This window comes from Pseudomonas sp. B7(2017), from assembly GCF_002112745.1.
Taxonomy (GTDB): Bacteria; Pseudomonadota; Gammaproteobacteria; order Pseudomonadales; family Pseudomonadaceae; genus Aquipseudomonas; species Aquipseudomonas ekonensis.
Genome location: NZ_NEIP01000003.1, coordinates 276,137 through 291,548, shown reverse-complemented (window position 1 = coordinate 291,548; position 15,412 = coordinate 276,137). Strand labels below are relative to the sequence as shown.

The window sequence follows — 15,412 nt, the reverse complement described above, 5'->3', positions numbered from 1 at the left end:
CCTAGAACCGCCTTCAATCGGGGATTTTTCCTTGGGTCGGTGATGGCCTTTTGGTAGAGTCCTTGGCGCCAGCGGGTTTTCGGCTGGACGACGGAACGAAGAAGGGAGTCTGTTTGTGGCTGCGGGCAAAAAAATCCTCGGCCTCACTGCGTTGCTTTTGATGCTGACGCTGTGGGCCAGTTACTTTTATGTGTTCAACGAAAACCGCGACGGCCAACTGGGCGGCGCCGGCGACAGCCGGGCCTGGTGCGGCACGCCGCCGTCCGGCGAAGCGGCGTTGCTGGGCAAGGACCAGTTGACCCTGCGCATCACCAACAACCTGCGCGGCGAGTTCATGCTCAGCGGTTCGGTGGTGGTGTCCGAACGCACCTTCAACCGCTACGACCTGGGCCGCAACGAACTGCGCCTGCGTCTGGAGCCGCTGCAGTGGTCCTACGGCGTGACGCCGATCTTCCTCGAACAGGTGAAGGTGCAGCCCCTGAGCCGCAACCTGTCGGCGACCGACAAGAGCGCCTTCGCCGAGCTTGAGCCGCGCCCCATCGGGGTTCAGGGCCAGGTCGCCGCGTTTCCCTTCGACACTTACCGCTACGGCTACAAGCCGGTGCTGTATTACCTCAAGGGCAACGAGCGCATCGACCTGCGCTTCAAGAACATCACCACGCAGATGGAGATGTCCAACACCTTCACGCCGATCCAGAAGTACAACCGCGTCGAGTACATCAACGAGAAGAACTCGATGATCCGCGACGAAGACTACAAGGCCTACGGCCCCCACGAATGCGCCTTCAGCGTCGAGCGCAAGGGTGCGTTCAAGGTGGTGGTGCTGTTGCTCCTGCTGATCCTGTGCCTGCCGCTGATGCACGTGTTCTACCGCGACGAGCCGGGGATCGACTTCCTCGCCACGCTGGTGGGCATCGCCGTGGTGCGCACGGTGCTGGTGGGGCCGGTGAAGGATTTCGAGCTGTACAACATCGACTTCCTGTTCGGCGCGGCGATCCTGCTGGTAGGGTCGGTGTCGCTGATCAAGGCGATGAAGGCCCACAGCCGGCGGGAGATGGCGTTGCGGAGCGGGGCGACGTCGTCCTGGTGATCGGGGCCGGGGCCTGCCGTGGTTGTGCAGGCCTTGGTTCTGCCCCGCAGCGTCCTCACCGGCGCCATCGCCAGCAGGCTGGCTCCCACAGATTCAGTGGGCCCGCAGTCATTTCAGGGCCGGGTCACCGGGGTTCAGCTGCTTCCAGCCCTGCATGACGGCCTGGGCCTTGGGCTCCTGTCCGCTGTCGAGGTAATACTGGATCAGCGACAGCCGCGCATTGCGGTTCGCCGGCTGCGCCTTGAGCACCTGTTCCAGCTGTGCGCACGCCTCGTCCACCTTGCCGCTCTCATGCAGCGCCACGCCCAGCACATAACCGTACTGGGCGTTCTGCGGCTCCAGCCTGGCGGCTTCGCGCAGCGCCGGCATCGCCTCGCCGGGCTTGCCGGCGCGGATCAGCGCCAGCCCTTGGGCGTGCTGCAGCAAGGCGCTGTCGGGATGCGCCTTGAGGCTGGCGGCGAGCTGCGTTTGTGCCTCCTGCCGTCGGCCGTTGGCCTCCAGCCACTGCACCAGCGTCACTTGCGCCGGATGGAAGTCCGGATCGCGCTTGAGCGCCGCGCGCAGCAATCCTTCGACCTCCGCGCTGCGGCCGCTGGCCTGGTACAGCAGGGCCAGGTTGAGATTGGCTTCGGCCCGTTCGGCGAGGTGCTTCTGTACGTCTTCGTATTCGCCGATCGCCGCGTCCCACCGGGCCTGCGCGGTGCCCAGGCCGCCGCGCGCGCTGCCGAGCAGTTCCCTGGCGGTGGCGATGCGCACGGCCTTCACCGGGTCGGCCAAAAGCGCTGTCAGCAGCGGTGCGCGCTCCGCCGGCGGCACGAATGCGCTGACCGCCCGCACGGCGCTTTCGCGCACTTGAGGGGCGGGGTGCTTGAGGTCCTGCGTCGCCAGTTTCAAAGCCTGTTCGCTCGGGTACAGCGGCAGTTCCGCCAGGAGGGTCGCGCGTTGGATCGCCGGCAGGTTGCTGCGCTGCAACTGTGCCTGCAACGCCTGGGCGGCGCCCGGCAAGCCGTTGCGGACCTGGTGCAGGCTCTCGTCGTAGCGCGGCGCCTGCGGGCCGTTTGAGGCGTTCCACTGCCTGAACTGTGCCGTGACCTTGTCGCCGTCCTTGCCCTGGTGACAGTTCAGGCAGGCATCCGGTGTGCCGAGGCGGGCGGCCCGCTCGGGGTTCGGCAGGCTGAAGCTGTGGTCATGGCGAAAGTCGTTGCCCATGTAGAACTTGCCCGGCATGTGGCAATCCACGCATTGCGAACCGGGCTGGCCCATGGCGTGGCGGGTGTGTTCGACGGCGTCGTAGCGCTTGGCCTGCAGCCCCTTGCCGTCCACGCCTTGAACCGGCGTCGTGCCCGCCGGGTTGTGGCATTGCAGGCACACGCCGTTGCCGGGGGCCTTGAGTGCGCCGCTGTGAGGGTTGTGGCAGTCGCTGCAGCGCACGCCCTTGTCGAACATTTTGCTCTGGGCGAACGAGCCGTGCTCGAACACCTCGTCCTTGATCTTGCCGTCCAGGGCATAGAGCTCGCGGGTGAGCACGCTGGGCAGATAATCGTCCATCAACCGTTTGCCCACGGTGTAGCCGTCGCCCAGCGGTGCGCGGCGGGCGTGGCAACGGGCGCAGGTCTCGATCTCGACGGTGGCGTCGCGGTTCTTCAGGTCCACGGCGAAGCCGGCGTGGATCAGGTCGCCTTTCTGCGCCGTCCATTGCAGGTGGTTCGACGCCGGGCCGTGGCAGGCCTGGCAACCGACGCCCAGGCTGTTCCATTGGCTGGCGAAGGTTTCGGACGCGGCATCGAAGTTGCGCCTGTAGCCGGTGGTGTGGCATTCGACGCACATGAAGTTGGCGTTCTGCGCTGGTTTGCTCCAGTGCAGCGGGTTCTTGAAGTCCACGCCCTGGCCCGGATAGAGGTGGAACCAGCGCCGCTGCTCGGTATCCCAGGCCACGCCGAGGGCCTGCAGGCGGCCGTCGCCGACGTCGATCAGGTACTGCTGCAGCGGCGCGATGCCGAAGGTGTAGGCGACCTTGAAATCGGCGTTCTTGCCGTCGGCCCCCGGCGTATTGACCCAGAAGGCATCGCCCTTGCGCAGGAAGCGGGTGGTCTCGTGCTCGCCCCGGAAACCGGCGTCGTTGAAGTCGCCCAGCACCGTCTCGGCGGTCGCCGACTGCATTGCCAATTGATGGTGGGAGCCTTGCCAGTCCTTGGCCTCGGCGCTGTGGCAACCCTGGCACTGGCGCTCGTCCACGAACGTGGCCGGTCCGGCGGGTGCCGGTTTGACGGTCGAGGCGACGGGCACAGGCCGACCCGGCGACGGGGCGGGGGTGAACAGATACCAACCGATGGCCGCCACGGTCACCAGCAGCAGGCCGATGGCGGCAGGAAACAGACGATGTGAAATCAGGTTCGGTGAGGCATCAGGCTGCTGCGGCGCGGCTTTGTCTTTGGGCTTGGGCATTGCGGCTTCCGTGATCCGTGTGCAGGGGCCGTCTGGCGCGCGTTCAAGCTTGATGGAGCTTTGTCGCAGGCCGGGCTTCTGTCAAATGCCGGAGCCGAACCCAAGCGAATGTTGCCGCATGCAAGAGCAAACCGTGCGGTTTTAGCTATACCTGTAACTCCCCTCAAGCAATATTTCCGGCCTTCTGACAGGAGTTACAGACATGAAGCTTGCATTGATGATGAGCACCGTGTGCGTCGCTGCGCTTGCCGTGACGGGGTGTTCCAGCAAAGTCGTCGAGCCGGATCAGTACTCCGGCTTCCTCAAGGACTACAGCCAGCTGAAGGAAGCCAAGTCGCCTTCCGGCGCCACGGTGATGCGCTGGGTCGATCCCAAGCTGGACATCAACAAGTTCAGCAGCGTCTACGTCGAACCGACCCAGCTGTACCCCAAGCCGCAGCCGACGGCGAAGATTCCGCAGCAGACCCTCAACGGCATCACCGGCTATTACGACCAGGCGCTCAAGCGTGAGATCGGCAAGTCGTTGCCGCTGGCCAACGGCCCGGGCCCTGGCGTGATCGTGGTGCGGGCGGCGATCACCGCCGTGAGCAGCAAGACCGAAGGCCTCAAGCCCTATGAAGTGATCCCGATCGCCCTGGTGGCCGCTGCGGTCAGCACCGCCAGCGGCATCCGCGACCAGGAAACCACCCTGGCCACCGAGGCGGTGTTCCTCGACGGCGGCAACAACAAGGTGGTCGCCCAGGTGGTGCGCAAAGGCACCGGCAAGCCGCTGGAGAACGACGCCCAGGTGATGAAGGCCGACGACGTGAAAGCCGTGATCGACGGCTGGGCGGCGGACATGCACCAGTCCTACCTCAAGCTCAAGGCCAAATGACGGAACGGGCCTTCATGCGCGGCGGCTCGTTGCGCCGCGCTGTGGCCTGACGCTCGCTCTGGCTCCCGGAAGATCGCAGGAGCCAGCCTGCCGACGCTGCACGCGCGGCCTCACTGCCCGGTGAACCAGCGGAAGTAAGGGTTCCCGCCATCGCCCTGCATGACCTCTCGGATATCCCGGCCCCACGCCTCGCGGTCGCCGTCGTAGGCGTGCAGGCTCGCCCGGTAGAACTGCATCAGGCGCTGGCGGTGCGCTTGCAGGCGGGTGTCGAATCCGGCGTCGGCGTTCACCAGCGGCGGCTCGACGTGCAGATCCAGCAGCGCCGGCAGCACCCGGCTGATCTCCTTGGCGCGCACCCAGGGTGCGTATTCGATCCGGGGGCGGTCGTCGGTCACCGCCGGCGCATCGGCGGCAAAGCGTTCGAGCCCGGCGCGGTCGGTGACCCAGGTCGCCAGCAACGCCGGCGCCGAGCCGATGCCCACCTCCTGCAACGCGCTGCGCACGCTGTCCTGTTCGAGGCGCCGGGTGATGGTCGCCGCGTCCAGGGCGATCGGTTCGAGGGAACCCACCAAGAGCATTTCATGGAACTCGCTGGTCCATAGCGTGGCGTGGGGAAACACGTCGAGGAAGCTGCGCACCAGGGAACGGGTGTCGTCGATGTTCTGGGTCGGCAACGGCAGCCATTGGGCGACCAGGCCTTTGCGTTCGAGGCGACTGGCGGCCAGTCGGTAGAAGTCCCGGGAATACAGGTTGACCACTCCGGCGGCGGAGGGCGGCGGCGGTTCGAGGGTGATCAGGTCGTAGGTCTGCGGGCTGCGCAGCAGTTCCTGGCGGCCGTCGCGCAGGCGCACTTCGACGCCGGGATCGGCGGCGGCATTGAAGTTGCCCTTGAACAACGGCGCCGCCTTGAGCACCGACGGCAGCAGTTCCGCGACGACCCGGTGCTCAAGCCCCGGATAGCGCAGCAGCGCGCCGGCGGTGATGCCCGTGCCGAAGCCGATCACCAGCGCCGAGCGCGGTTCGCCGTTGTGGATCAGCAACGGCAGCAACGCCTGGATCCGCATATAGCGCAGCGACGGCATGGCATCGCCGGTGTTGGACACGCCTTGAATGTACAGGCGCCGGAACGCGTTCTGGCCTCGGCCCTGGGTGACCACGGCCACCGTGCCGCCCCGGCCTTCCTCATAGAACGCCAGCGTGCCGTTGCGCGCGCCGGGCAGCAGCGCCGCGAGCCTGTCGGCGGGGATCAGCAGGGCCAGCGCGACGGACACCAGCCCCAGAGCGGCCACAGCCTGGCGCCGGCCTTTCTTGACGTGGTGCCCCTTGCGCACCGCCAGCCAGCCCACAGCGGCCGCCACCACGGCCAGCAGCCCCAGCGTGCGGATCAGCCCCAGCCACGGGATCAGCGCAAAACCGCAGAGCATCGCCCCGACGATCCCGCCCAGCGTGTTGAACGCCACCACCGCGCCGACGTCCCGGCCGACGTGGCCGGGGCCGACGCTCAGGCGTAGCGCCAACGGAAACGCCGCCCCCAGCAACAGGGTCGGCACGAACACGATGCTCACCGCGGCCACCGCAAAGCGTGCGCTCATGCCGGCCAGTTCGCTGGCGCCCAGGGCCAGCAGCCAGACTTCGGCCTGGCCTTGCGCGATCACCAGCCAGCGGCCCAGCACGGCGAACTCCAGCAGCGCCAGCAGCCCGGCGCCGGTGATTAGCAGACCGAATGCGCCCCACGGATCGCGGATGCGCTCCACCCGGCGGGCGAGCAGGGCGCTGCCCAGGAACAGGCCGCTCAGGTAGGTGGCCAGGACCACGGCGAAGGCATAGGTGCGGGTGCTCATGAACGGCACGATCGACTGCGACCAGACCACCTCATACCCCAGCGCCACGCCGCCGGCGACGCCATACAGCCACAGGGCGGTGCGATCCGGGACGACCTTGCTTGCATGGGATTTGGCCGGCGCTTCGTCCGGCACCGGGCAGCGGCGCTGCCATCCCAGCGCACCGGCGGCGGCCAGCAGGTTGAGCATCGCCGCCGCCCACGCGCTGCCGCGCACACCGAGGGCGGCGATCAGCACGAACGCGGCGAGCAGGGTGCCGACAATCGCGCCCAGGGTGTTGGCCGCATACAACTGGCCACCGGCCTTGCCCGGATCCGCCGCCAGCGCCCGCACCAGCACCGGCAGGGTGCCGCCCATCAGCACCGCCGGCAGGCCGACCAGGGCGAACGGCAACAGCCAGGCCGCCAGGCCAATGTGCTGCTGCAGCCAGGCGAAGGCCGGGGCGCTCAGGCTAAGCGCGAAGGTGGCGGCGACGCCGGTCACGGCCACCAGCACTTCGAGCCCGGCGTACAGCGGCACGGGGGCGGGCAGGCGGTCCGCCCAGCGTCCGAAGGCCCATCCGCCCAGTGCCAGGCCGGCGAAGAAGGCGCTGATGCCGAGGGTGATGGCGAAGACCTCGACGCCGACCACCAGGGACAGCTGCTTGATCCACAGCACCTGGTACACCAGGGCGGCGGCGCCGGAGAGGCACAGCAGCAAGGCCGGGATCGACAGCGCGGGGGCGCGGGCGACGGCGAGGGTCGGGGTCTTGCTGGCGGTGCGTGTGGGCATGCGCGGGCCTTGATCGGGTTTGGAAGTCTCGGTGACTGCGCGGGCCTCATCGCGGGCAAGCCCGCTCCCACAGGGTTCTGCGGTGAACACAGAGGCTGCATTCACCCGAAACTTCTGTGGGAGCCAGCCTGCTGGCGAAGGGCGCCGACGCGGTCTCCAACGAATGGGGGCCGCCCGCCGCAACGGGCGGGCGGCAGTCCGGCGTTGTTACTTGGTGGCCTTCATTTTCTCGGCGATTTTCTTGTCCACCTCCTCACGAATCTGGTCGATGCTGAAGCTCGCCGGGCGTTGGCTCGGCGGGTACTCGACGAAGGTCTGCAGGAACGCGGCGGAACGGCGGATGGCGTCGAACAGCAGGTAGTCGTTCTTCGCCAGCCAGTCGTAGTACTGGTCCGACACGACGTCGGCGCGTTCGTACGGATCCATGCGCAGGTTGAAGATCTTCGGCACGCGCAGGCAGGTGAACGGTTCGCTCCAGACCTTGAACCCGCCGGGGGCGCGCTGTTCGCAGAACACGATCTTCCAGTTGTCGTAGCGCATGCTCACCAGTTCGCCGTCGTCGTTGAAGTAGTAGAACTCGGTGCGGGCGCTCTTGTCGGTCTTGCCGGTCAGGTAGTCGAGCTGGTTGAAACCGTCCAGGTGCACCTTGAAGTTCTTCCCGCCGACGTCGGCGCCTTTAAGCAAGCGTTCCTTGATGTCGGTGTCGCCGACGGCGGCCAGCAGGGTGGGGAACCAGTCCAGGCCGGAGACCATCTGCGTCGACACTTCGCCGGCCTTGACCTTGCCCGGCCAGCGGATCATCGCCGGCACCCGGTAGGCGCCTTCCCAGTTGGAGTTCTTCTCGTTGCGGAACGGGGTGGTCGCCGCGTCCGGCCACGACCATTGGTTGGGCCCGTTGTCGGTGGTGTAGACCACGATCGTGTTGTCGGCGATCTTCAGGTCGTCCAGGGTCTTGAGCAGCTTGCCCACGTCGCCGTCATGTTCGAGCATGCCGTCGGCGTACTCGTTGCCGGGCATGCCGCTTTGCCCCTGCATGGACTCGCGCACATGGGTGAAGGCGTGCATGCGGGTGGTGTTCATCCAGACGAAGAACGGCTTGTCCGCCTTGGCCTGCTTCTCGATGAACGCCTGGGCGGCGGCGGTGGTTTCGTCGTCGATGGTTTCCATGCGTTTCTTGTTCAGCGCGCCGGTGTCTTCGATCTTGCCGTCGGCGAAGCTGTGGATCACGCCACGGGGGGACGCGGCCTTGACGAAATCGGCGTCATCCTTCGGCCAGTAGGGGCGCTCAGGCTCCTCCTCGGCGTTGAGGTGATAGAGGTTGCCGAAGAACTCGTCGAAGCCGTGGTTGGTGGGCAGGTACTCGTCCTTGTCGCCCAGGTGGTTCTTGCCGAACTGGCCGGTGGCGTAGCCGTGGGCCTTGAGGGCCTGGGCGATGGTCACGTCCCTGGCCTGCAGGCCGACCGGCACGCCCGGCATGCCGACCTTGGACAGGCCGGTGCGCAGGGCCGACTGGCCGGTGATGAAGGTCGAGCGGCCGGCGGTGCAGCTGTTCTCCGCGTAGTAGTCGGTGAACAGCATGCCTTCCTTGGCGATGCGGTCGATGTTCGGCGTCTTGTAGCCGACCACGCCCATCGAGTAGGCACTGATGTTGGTCTGGCCGATGTCGTCGCCGAAGATCACCAGGATGTTGGGTTTGTCCGCCGCTGCGGCGGTTGCCGACAGCGCCATCACCGATGTCGCCACCAGGGCGAGCCTCGGTATCCACTTGCGTATGCGAGTCATGTGACTTGTTCCTTTTGCGCGGGGGTGGGTGGTGCGACAAGCGTTTGTTGCGGTCTTGCGTGGCTCACTGCGTTTGCTCGGGCACGGGCGGATCGAACGGGTAGATCCGGCGCCAGTCGGCCGCCATGTCCACCACGATCCAGCCACGGGAATTCGCTTCGTCGAGGGCCTTGTCCAGCCGGCCGATGTCGGACTTCCGGTCGTAGGCCCATTCGCGCTTGGCGTCGGTGTGGTGCACCAGGCCCATGAGGCGCTTGCCGGGGCTGGCGGCGGTCCACTGCAGCATCTGCAGGTCGCCGTCGGAGTTGCCGAACGCGAGGATGGGCCGGCGGCCGATGACGGCGTCGATGCTCACCGGCTTGCCCGGCCCGTCGTCGTTGTGCGCAAGCTTGGGCGTGCGCAGGATCGAGGCCCGGCCGTCCTTGTATTCGAACGCGGTCACGAACGTAGTGCCGATGACCTGCTCCGGCGGGACGCCGTACACCGTTTCGGCGAAGGCGCGCATGAAGGCGGTTTCGCCGCCGGACACAATGTAGGTCTTGAAGTCCTGGCTGCGCAGGTAGTCGAGCATCTCCAGCATCGGCTGGAAGATCATCTCGGTGTAGGGCTTGCCGGTCCTGGGGTGGCGGGCCTGGCTCAGCCAGGTTCTGGCGTTGTCGTCGAAGGCCTCGGCGGTCATGCCGGTGTGGGTGGCGGCGAAGATCTTCAGCAGGCCGTCCATGCCCGCTGCGGCCAGCGCCTGGTGGTCGTTCTCCAGCACGGCCTTGAACGGTTGGGTGGTCTTCCATTGCGGGTGCTGCGCGGCGGTGCGCTTGACCTCGTCGAAGGCGAACAGCAGCTCGAAATACGCCGGCTGCTCGCTCCACAGCGTGCCGTCGTTGTCGAACACGGCGATGCGTTCGACGGGTTTGACGAAGTCCTTGCTGGACCGGTCCGTCACCGCTTGCACGAACTCGATGATGCCGCGCTTGGCCGGCCCTTCGTTCCACGAGGGCAAGGGTTCGCTGGCGGGTGCCGACAACGGGAGCAGCAGAGCGAAGATCAGGGCCAGGCCGAATCGCTGGCGGTGCAGCACCGGGGCATTCATGGGAAATCCTTCTCGTGAACGGGGTTGAGCGGGCGCAGGGCCGGCGCCGGTCCGGCCCCCTGTCGGTCAGCCTGACTATGCAGGGTAGCCAAGGATCGGCGCAGTCGGTCCAGCGCCGGATCTACGGCAGGTTCGCGGCCGTAGCAGCCGCGCAGCACCGCTTGCAGGCCGGGGCTGGCGCTGGCCAGTTTCAGTCCGCCACGGCAGCGGCGCAGCCACAGGTACAGCGCGCTCAACTGCGCCGGCCGGTGTTCGAGCTGCGGTCTGATCTGTTGCCAGGCGCAGTCGGCCGATTGCCGCCAGGCGAGTTGCCGTGCCTGCCGGCGAGCCTGCCAGCCACGGTAAGCGCGCAGCAGCGCAGGGCGGGCGAGCGCGCCCAGGCCGATCAACGCACCGAGCGCCGCCAGCCAGCCGAGCCAGCGTGTGGAGACAGACAAACGACCTTCGCCCAGCCGCCGCAGATCCTCGGCGATGGAGAACACGGGTCGATAGGCGCTGTTGGCGCCGGCCTCGAAAGTCACCGCCGGAACCTGCGCCGTGCGCATCTGCCGGGTGCCGCTGTCCCACCACTTCACCGCTACGGCGGGCAGGGTGTGCGTGCCGGCCGTGTCGATGCGGTAGCTGACGGCATCGATCCGTTGCCCGCCCAGCCGATGGCCGCGGCCGTCGTCGAGGTCGCTGACCTGTGGGGGCTGCGGGTACCGGCTCAGCCCGGCGACTTCGCCCAGTTCAGGCGGCGGCAGGGTCATGGCCAGGGTGTCGTCGGCCTGCAGGGTCAACCGCCGGGTGAGGCTGTCGCCGATCTTGAGCGGGGTGTCCGGTTTGTCGACGGATTGGCTCAGGCGCAGGGCCGAGGCCACCAGCGGCGTTTCCCCCGGAAGGAAGCCCGGCGGGGTTGCCGCTTCGAAATGCAGCGGCTGGCTTTGTCCGCTCAGTTCGGCCGTGGCCTGGCCGGGTGTGGCGCGCACGGTCAAGGCCGGGATGTCGAAGCCGCCTGCGGCGGTCGGGGTGATCAGGTAGGTGAACCGCATGCCGGTGAACGCCTGGCCGTCGAGGGTCTGGTTCAGGTGGTCGGCCTGGCCGTCCGGCGGCAGCACCCGGGCGCCGTCGAGCTTGAGCTCGGGCAGGGTCGGGGCGCCGGTGAACCAGGTGTCGGTGAGCACGTCCAGTTGCAGCGCCACCTGCCCGCCGACCAAGGCACCGTCGGCGGGCAGGAGGCGGGCCCGGATTTTGAGTTGCGGGTCGGCGAGGGCATTGAGGCAGAACAGCGCGAGCGCGAGCAGGGTGCAGAACCTGGCGGTGGATGGGCGGGCCTCATCGCGGGCCAGCCCGCTCCCACAGGTGGGCGCATTGCGAAGGTCGGACGCCGGTGGTGTCTTCACGGGCGCCATCGCCAGCAGGCTGGCTCCCACAGGGTTCATGGCAAGGTTCATGGCCGGGCCTGCGCTTGATCCTGCAGGCTGAACTTCTGCCTGAGGAACTTTGCCGGGGACGTGGTGAGGTTCTGCAGCCACAGCGCATCGGACGTCGCCTGTTGCGTGGCGACCGGTTTGCTCTCGCCCTTGCCCAGGGTCTTGTCGAACTTCACCTCGTCGGGTGGAGTCTGCGGCGTGTTCTGGTCGGCGCTTTCTGTGTCCTTCTGCAAGGCGATGGCCAGGGCCAGGTTGGCGCTGGCTTCGGGGAACTGCGGTTGTCGTTTCAGGGCCAGGGTGTAGGCGGCGATCGCCTGGTCGAACTTGAAGCGGCGCACATGGATGTTGCCCAGGTAGAAATACGCTTCAGGCGTGTCCAGCCGCGCGAAGGTCGCCAGGGCCAGATCGTAGTCGGCGGCATGGTAGGCGGCGATGCCTTTCCAGTACGGATCGGTGAACAGCGCGGCGGCCTGCGGATAGTGCTGGTGCTCGAAGGCCCAGCGTCCCTGCTGGTCGCGGGTGAAGAAGGCATCGGTCAAGCCGTTGGCCTGCGCCGGAGCCGAGGGCCAGCCGACCGCGGCCGTCAGCAGCACGGCGGGCATCCAGTTCACGCTCCAGCCCTTGCGCACATTGACCAGCGCAAGCAGCAGCAACGGCCAGCACAGCCAGTAGCCGGCGTCCTTCCAGCGCAGGTCGCGCTGTTCGGCGCTGGCGCTGCGAAAATGCTGGCGGGCGTGCAGTTCGATCCAGTCCAGGTCGTCATCGTCCGGCCTCAGGCTGCCCAGCGGCCCGTCGACCGCCGAGGCCAACTGTTCGATCGCCGCCTGCTCGAACCGGCCCAGCGCCGGGCGCCCGGCGGCATCGGCACGGGGCTGGCCGTCGGTGTTGCGGATGATTCCGCCGTCCTCGTTGCCGACCGCCAACACCAACACTTGCAGGTCGCTGCCCTGCAGCGCTTTGCCGAGGCTGTCGAACTGCGCGCGGTCGGCGCCGTCGGTGATGAGCAAGAGGCTGCCGGGAGATTTCTCGGCGTCGAGCAGGCGTTTGGCCTGGCCGATCACCGCGAGGACGTCTTTGCCCGGTTTGTCGATCAGGCCGGTGCCCAGGGCCTGGATAAACGTGTCGAGCAAGGCCGGATCGTCCGTGGGCGGCAACACCAGATGGGCGCTGCCGGCATAGGCGATCAGGGCGGTACGGGCCCCGGTGCGGCGCTGGATCAGGTCGTGCAGCTTGTGCTTGGTCGCCTCCAGGCGGGTGGGCGGTACGTCGCTGGCGTCCATCGACGGGGACAGGTCCACCGCCACGATCAGCGGCGCGCGGTTCTCCAGAAAGTCGGGCCGGTCCTGTTCCCACGTCGGGCCGGCCGCCGCCACACCGCCGAGCACCGACAGGGCGCACAGCAGGTGCACCGGCCGCCAGCGTTGGCGGTCGCTCGGGGTCACCAGCAGATGCGTCAGCAGGTGTTCGGCGATGTCGCCGCGCAGGCGCCGCTGCAGATCCCGGCCGCGTCGCCAGAGCCACGGCGACAGCGCCCCGGCCGCCGCCAGCGCCAGCCACCAGGGCCGCAGGAAATGGAAGTCGCCCAGGCTCAATTCCATCTCAAGCCTCCTGCCGCTGGTGCAGCAGCGCCAACCGTGGCCGCAGCGCCGCACCGAGGTGATACACCGCCAGCAGCGCGAGCGCCGCGCCCAGCGGCCACTGGAACAGCGCCCGTTTCGGCCGGTGGCTGAGGGTCTTCACCTGATGCGGGGTGAGGCGGTCCAGGGTGTCGTAGACCTCATCCAGGGCTGCGCGGTCCTCGGCGCGGAAGAACCGGCCGCCGGTGGTCTTGGCGATCTGTTCCAGGCTGCGCAGATTGACCTTGGCTTCCCCGGACGCGTCCGGATCGCCGATGCCGATGGTATGGATCACTACACCTTTGTCCGCCGCCATCTCGGCGGCATGGTCCGGGGTGATGGCGCTGCTGGTGTCGTTGCCGTCGGTGAGCAGGATCAGCACTTTCTCCTGTTCGTGGGCCTGCTCCAGCAGTTTCAGGCTCAGGCCGATGGCGTCGCCGATGGCGGTGTTGGGGCCGGCCATGCCGATGCCGGTGTCGTCCAGCAGCAGCGACAGGCTGGCGTGGTCGAGGGTCAGCGGGGCCTGGGGGTAGGCGCCGCTGCCGAACACGATCAGGCCCAGGCGATCGTCCTTGCGCTTGTCGATGAAGCCGCGCACCACGTCTTTGACCGCCGCCAGGCGATTGGTCTTGCGGTCTTCGGGATCGGTGAAGTCTTCGGTTTCCATCGACTGCGAGAGGTCGATGGCCAGCATCAGGTCGCGCACCGGCTGACGGCGTTCGAGGGGGGGGTCCACGTAGACCGGGCGGGCGGTGGCGAGCAGGAGCAACCCCCACACCACGACATTGAGGGCCAGTTGTGCGCGGTTGCGGCGGCTGCCGGCGGTGTCGGGCCTCTGGCCCACGGCGCGGCTCAGGGCGCCGAAGAAGGGCACACGCACCGCGCTGCGGGCTTCGCAGTAGGGCGGCAGCCAGCGGTAGGCCAGCCACGGCAGCGGCAGCGCCAGCAATAGCCAAGGGTAGTCAAGCTGCCACATGATGACGCTCCACCCAGGTCTGGCAGAGGTCGAACAGCGTTTGCCGCTGCGCCTCGGGGAGGGCTTGCAGCACCGTGTCCGGGGCGTAGGCGAGCTGGCCGAGGCGGTGGCTGAAGTCCGGGGGGAGCGGACTGGCGCAATGCTGCTCCAGAAAACGCTGCCATTCACGGTCGCCCAGCGCCGCAGGCCCCTGTGGGAGCGGGCTTGCCCGCGAAGGCGTCCGCTCAGACAACACCGATGCCGAATGTACCGTCCTCTTCCCGGGCAAGCCCGCTCCCGCAAGGTGGGTTTTGCGGGCGGGAACGGGCATGGAGAGGGCGACGCGCTTGAGCAGCTCCGGCAGTTCGCGCAAGGCGCGCAGGTCGTCGCTGCGGCTGCGCAGTTGCGCCAGGCGCAGCAGCGCTTCGCGACGGTAGCGGTTGCGCTGCCACTGCCGGTAACGGCGAAAGCCGATAAGGGCCGCGGCCGCCAGCAGCAGCGCCAGCAACGCCCACCAGCCCCAGGTCTGCGGCGCATAGCTGACCGGCGCGGGCAGGCCCAGTTCCTTGAGCTGGGCGATGTCCGGCACGTTCGGATTCATGGCCGCGGGCCGGCGGATTTGCCGAGTTCGCTGCGCAACTGCACAGACGCCTCTTCGGCGGTGCTGAACATCATGAGCGGCACCTGGCTGCGCCGCAGCAGGTCGGCGACGTCCTTGAGCCGGCCGCTGAAGAAGTCCTCCAGCGGCTGGTGAACGTGGCGTTGCCCGACGGCCAGCTCCACCTGCAAGCGGCCTTGGGTCACCCGCAATCGGCCCCGGTCCGGCAGCTTCAGGGCCATTGGGTCGTAGACCTGCAAGGCGATCACATCGTTGTGCGCCGCCAGTTGCCGCAGCCGTTGTAGGGTGCGGTCGCCGGCCCCGGCGAAGTCGCTGACGATGCAGATCAAATGGTCGTGGCCGGCCAGCGCCAGGCAGCGCAGCAAAGCCTTGTCCAACTGATCCTCATCCTCGGCGTCCGGATTGCCGGCATTGAGGGCGTTGTTCTGCTCGACCATGCGGCTGCACAGCGCCTGCACCCGCTGGCGGCTGCGCAACGGTGCGACGGTCTCGATTGAGCGGTCGTTGAACACCAGCCCGCCGACCCGGTCGCCGGCGTGAAACACCATCCACGCCGCCAGCGCGCCGAGTTCGGCGGCGAGGGCGGACTTGAAGCTGCGGCGGGAGCCGAAGAACATCGACATGCGCTGATCGACCACGATCAGCGCCGGCCGGTCGCGCTCCTCGGTGAAGGTGCGCACCACCGGTCTGCCGGTGCGCAAGGAGGCGCGCCAGTCCAGGTGGCGCAGGTCGTCGCCGGGTTGGTAGCGGCGCAACTCGTCGAAGTTCAGGCCGCGCCCGCGCAGGCGCGAGGCATGGCTGCCGGACAGGATGCTGCTGCGCGGCTGGCGGGCCGGAAAGCTCAGGCCACGGGCCTGAAATTCCAGCGCCATCAGTTGCGCCAGCGACACGTAGACCCGTCCGTCGCTGCTGTCCATAGG

The 15,412-nt window shown here is 67.8% G+C and carries 11 protein-coding genes; 2 read left to right on the top strand and 9 right to left on the bottom strand.

Going from position 1 to position 15,412, the window contains the following annotated elements; translation table 11 throughout:
- Positions 1–115: 115 nt before the first annotated feature.
- Positions 116–1,090 carry a hypothetical protein gene (locus CAG29_RS07740; protein ID WP_085582458.1) on the top strand — a complete coding sequence of 325 codons (975 nt, stop codon included), beginning with the start codon at positions 116–118 and terminating at the stop codon, positions 1,088–1,090.
- 108 nt (positions 1,091–1,198) lie between these two features.
- On the opposite strand, the gene CAG29_RS07735 is transcribed toward CAG29_RS07740, so the two are convergent.
- A complete protein-coding gene (locus CAG29_RS07735) occupies positions 1,199–3,535 on the bottom strand; it encodes a tetratricopeptide repeat protein (protein WP_085694149.1) in 2,337 nt (778 codons plus the stop codon).
- 202 nt (positions 3,536–3,737) lie between these two features.
- Here CAG29_RS07735 and CAG29_RS07730 point away from each other — a divergent pair, with 202 nt between their 5' ends.
- Positions 3,738–4,409 carry a DUF3313 domain-containing protein gene (locus CAG29_RS07730; RefSeq protein ID WP_085632765.1) on the top strand — a complete coding sequence of 224 codons (672 nt, stop codon included), beginning with the start codon at positions 3,738–3,740 and terminating at the stop codon, positions 4,407–4,409.
- Between the two features lie 110 nt (positions 4,410–4,519).
- Here CAG29_RS07730 and CAG29_RS07725 read toward each other — a convergent pair whose 3' ends face one another.
- The 8 genes from CAG29_RS07725 to CAG29_RS07690 all read right to left on the bottom strand — a co-directional run bounded on the left by CAG29_RS07725 (position 4,520) and on the right by CAG29_RS07690 (position 15,409).
- Positions 4,520–7,021: a fused MFS/spermidine synthase gene (locus CAG29_RS07725; protein WP_085694147.1), complete on the bottom strand. Its 2,502-nt coding sequence runs from the start codon at positions 7,019–7,021 to the stop codon at positions 4,520–4,522.
- Positions 7,022–7,228: 207 nt separating this feature from the next.
- Positions 7,229–8,803, bottom strand: coding sequence for an arylsulfatase (locus CAG29_RS07720; RefSeq protein ID WP_085582466.1), 1,575 nt, complete (start codon positions 8,801–8,803; stop codon positions 7,229–7,231).
- Between the two features lie 64 nt (positions 8,804–8,867).
- Entirely contained in the window at positions 8,868–9,890 is a 1,023-nt protein-coding gene (locus tag CAG29_RS07715; protein WP_085694145.1) for an HAD family phosphatase, read from the bottom strand.
- Complete coding sequence (locus CAG29_RS07710) at positions 9,887–11,311, bottom strand: BatD family protein (protein ID WP_085694143.1); 1,425 nt, start codon at positions 11,309–11,311, stop codon at positions 9,887–9,889. The genes CAG29_RS07715 and CAG29_RS07710 overlap by 4 nt, the downstream gene beginning before the upstream one ends.
- An 8-nt stretch (positions 11,312–11,319) precedes the next feature.
- Positions 11,320–12,900 carry a VWA domain-containing protein gene (locus tag CAG29_RS07705; RefSeq protein WP_085582472.1) on the bottom strand — a complete coding sequence of 527 codons (1,581 nt, stop codon included), beginning with the start codon at positions 12,898–12,900 and terminating at the stop codon, positions 11,320–11,322.
- Between the two features lies 1 nt (position 12,901).
- Positions 12,902–13,894: a VWA domain-containing protein gene (locus tag CAG29_RS07700; protein ID WP_085694141.1), complete on the bottom strand. Its 993-nt coding sequence runs from the start codon at positions 13,892–13,894 to the stop codon at positions 12,902–12,904.
- Positions 13,881–14,474: a DUF4381 domain-containing protein gene (locus CAG29_RS07695; protein ID WP_085694139.1), complete on the bottom strand. Its 594-nt coding sequence runs from the start codon at positions 14,472–14,474 to the stop codon at positions 13,881–13,883. The genes CAG29_RS07700 and CAG29_RS07695 overlap by 14 nt, the downstream gene beginning before the upstream one ends.
- Positions 14,471–15,409: a DUF58 domain-containing protein gene (locus CAG29_RS07690; RefSeq protein WP_085582478.1), complete on the bottom strand. Its 939-nt coding sequence runs from the start codon at positions 15,407–15,409 to the stop codon at positions 14,471–14,473. Before CAG29_RS07690 ends, CAG29_RS07695 begins: the two co-directional genes overlap by 4 nt.
- Between the last annotated feature and the right edge of the window lie 3 nt (positions 15,410–15,412).